The sequence below is a fragment of the Longibacter sp. genome, assembly GCF_051155795.1.
Taxonomy (GTDB): Bacteria; Bacteroidota; Rhodothermia; order Rhodothermales; family Salinibacteraceae; genus Longibacter.
This window is the reverse complement of the sequence record NZ_DAXETW010000028.1, coordinates 1-3054: the sequence shown is the minus strand read 5'-3', so window position 1 is coordinate 3054 and position 3054 is coordinate 1. Positions and strand designations below refer to the sequence as shown.

At 63.5% G+C, this 3054-nt stretch carries 2 protein-coding genes; one reads left to right on the top strand and one right to left on the bottom strand.

What is annotated here, in order from left to right; all coding sequences use genetic code 11:
* Positions 1-1196: 1196 nt before the first annotated feature.
* Complete coding sequence (locus tag ACFCU0_RS03995; protein ID WP_434972373.1) at positions 1197-2672, top strand: amidase; 1476 nt, start codon at positions 1197-1199, stop codon at positions 2670-2672.
* A gap of 27 nt (positions 2673-2699) precedes the next feature.
* Here the strand turns inward: ACFCU0_RS03995 and ACFCU0_RS03990 are convergent.
* Positions 2700-3054: DJ-1/PfpI family protein (locus ACFCU0_RS03990; RefSeq protein WP_434972372.1), on the bottom strand; the 355-nt coding region annotated here is incomplete at its 5' end.

The following is a 3054-nucleotide window of genomic DNA, read 5'->3' as shown; positions in this document are numbered from 1 at the left end:
TTCGCGGGCGAGTTCGGAGTCGTTCCGCGACGCGAGCGAAGCGAGCTAGTACCGGTTTGGTGCGACGCGAGCGAAGCGAGCTAGTACCAGTTGGTGCGACTTTTTTTGCGTCTCGTTTTTTGCCCGGTCAGAAAATGAGACAAAGAGAAGACGGCCGGGCGATGTGAGCGCACCTATCTCGTGGCAGTCTCCAAAGCTATTTGTGTTTCGTTCGTTGCCCACGCCATAAACTGAGACAGTAAGGTCGGCGAACCTTTCCCGGCCTTAGTGCCGGTTTTTTGCTTGACCAAAAAACCGGCCAGACGAGCGAAGCGACTCATGAAATAAAAAAAGTCAAGGCCTGCCGAAGATCAGGGAAGGGTCCGGTCCACTACGCTGAAATTCTTCAAACTCAACCTCTCTATGAGCCTGGACTCGTCTATGAGCCTGGACTCGCAGTCTGGCGGGTTGCTTCGAGGTTTCAGACAGGAAGAATTTCCCCCTCGAACGAGTCCGTCAACCTGCGAGGAGTGGAAATGAAGGGACGCTCCGTTTTCCAGCCCCTCTAAACGCAGATCTTCGCAAGGGCCAACGGCTGTTTCGAGGTGTGAGGTTGGGGCCTGGGTTCGCAGCTACAGCTGTACGTGTGTCCGTGCTCCAGGTCCAGGTAATGGCGCTGCGGTCATGGCTTCGCGCGTGGTTCCCCCCGGCCTTGCGCGGTTCGTCGTCTCGAGTGCGAAGCCAGAGCAACGACGAGAACGACTCCTTGTTTGAGCCCGTTTCGCGGGCGAGTTCGGAGTCGTTCCGCGACGCGAGCGCAGCGAGCTAGCACCGGGTTGGTGTGGCGAAGGGCGCAGCGCTAGACGAAGCGCGCACAGACGGGTGGGTTTTTTGCGTCTCGGTTTTTGCCCAGTCAAAAAATGAGACATGAAGGGTCGAGCACACCTCTCCCGCTCCTTAGTGCCAATTTTTAGGCTTGACCCCGCACGGAGGTATGAACGGATGACCGTCTGAAGGCATGAACGTGCGTTGAGGGAAGCGTCCGTAGCTTTGTATGCGTGTACGGATGTATGTCGGTTGGTTCTCGCGAGTCTGGATATGGCACTGCGTTCGTGCAGTCCCGTACGGGCCTCTCAGCCAGCGCCGGAGCCCGCGCACCGTTATATTCCGGACCCCACGTCGCATTTCTACTTCCCAGTTTCGCTATACCCAGGCCGATGTCCTCTCCCCTCGTTGATCCCCGGCAGTTTCCCGACGCCACGGACCTGGCCGCGGCCATTCGGACCGGCGCGCGGTCGGCGGCGACGGTCGTTGAGGAGCACGTCGAACGGATCGAGCGGTTTTCCGATCGCCTGAACGCTGCGACCACCGTTTTCGGCGAAACAGCCTGGGAGAAGGCGCAAGAGCGGGCCGAACGCGGCGGGCCGCTCGCCGGTGTGCCGATCAGCGTAAAGGAAACCTACGGAATCAAAGGAGAACCGGTCACCGCCGGATCCATGCGGGCAACCACCTATGTCCCCTCTGCAGATGCGGTTGCCGTCCGCCGACTCAAGAAGGGCGGCGCCGTGGTCGTGGCCCGGGGGAACCTCCCGGAGTTCGCGATGACACACGAAACCGTCAACCTGCGCTTCGGCCGGACAAACAACCCGCTCGCTCCCGACCGCATTCCCGGCGGGTCGAGCGGCGGGGATGCCGCCCTCGTTGCCTCCGGGGGCGCGGCGATCGGGATGGGATCGGACCTTGGCGGCTCGATCCGGTACCCTGCTCACTGCTGCGGCATCGTCGGATTCAAGCCCGCCTCGGGATCGGTCGACCCGGACGGTACGTGGCCGCCGCGTGACGCCGACGCGCCGGAGCTATTCGCCGACACGATGATGTCGCTCGGACCGCTCACCCGGTCGGTTCGCGACGCCCGGCTGGTCTACGACGTCGTTGCGGACGAGCCGATCGCCGATAGCGCGGTGGACACGCCGCGCATCCTGATCGCCGACGCCTTCGACGTGGAGATTCGCGACGAAGAGATCCGGGGCGCACGAGCCAACGCACAGCACGCTCTGGAGGAGGCGGGCGCCACGATCGAGCCTGTAGACGCCCTGCCGGACGCGGGCCGCGTGTACGAGGACTTCCTGAAGGTCATCATCCGCGATTACCTCCGTTTTTTCTGGAAAGGCCTGGAAGCCGACGACGGCAGCGGACTGTCGGTCCCGGGCGAGCTTTTTCGGCAGGCCACCGGGCGACCCTCTGTCCACTGGCACTTCTTTCGGCTTCTACTCGGCATGCAGGTTACCCGCCCGTCGAACCAGGAAGCCACGTCCAGCCAGTCGCGCCTGATCCGCGATCGCCGCACGGTGCGAGACCGGCTCGGAGACGACGGGCTTCTCCTTCTCCCAACCAACGGCGCATTGGCCATGAAGCACGGTCGCGCGGCGTCCTACATGGCACGACCGGGCGTACGGCGCCTGTTCACGCCGACCATCTTCATGAACGCCATGAACCTGCCCGCGATCACGATCCCCGTCTGGTCCAACCGAGATCGGGCCACCGGCCTTGTCCCCGGCGTTCAGCTGGCATGCGCACCGGGCGCCGAAGACCTGCTCTTCCGAACCGCTGAGCGCCTTGAGACGGCGCTGCGGACGGCCGCCACCGTCACGGAAGAGCGAGGTTCAACCATCTCGTCCAGCCTCCAGTCCTGAGCGATCCCAATCCCCGACGTGTGCTGATCACGGATCCGCCGGCCTCTCATCGCCGGAGGCATACTCGACGTATGCCCGGACGCGGTCCGCCTCGTCCCGGGACGACCATGTCTCGATAGCCGCGAGGGCGAGATCCATCCCGGCCGTGACACCCGCAGAGGTCCACACATCACCGTCCCGAACAACGCGTCGGCCGTGCAGAAGCTCGACCGCATCCCACCCGTCCACCTCGTCGAACGCTGCGTGATGCGTGGTAACGGGCCTCCCGCTCAGCAGCCCGGCCGCGTGCAAAATCCGGATACCCGTGCAGACGGATAGCATCGTCGTCCCGCCATGCGCACGTTGCCGGACGAAGTCGACGATCTCCGGATCATCCGCGGCC

What these genes read in the sequence shown, in the direction of transcription:
- ACFCU0_RS03995 (WP_434972373.1), top strand. Translation starts at nt 1,197, where the DNA reads ATGTCCTCTCCCCTCGTTGATCCCCGGCAGTTTCCCGACGCCACGGAC.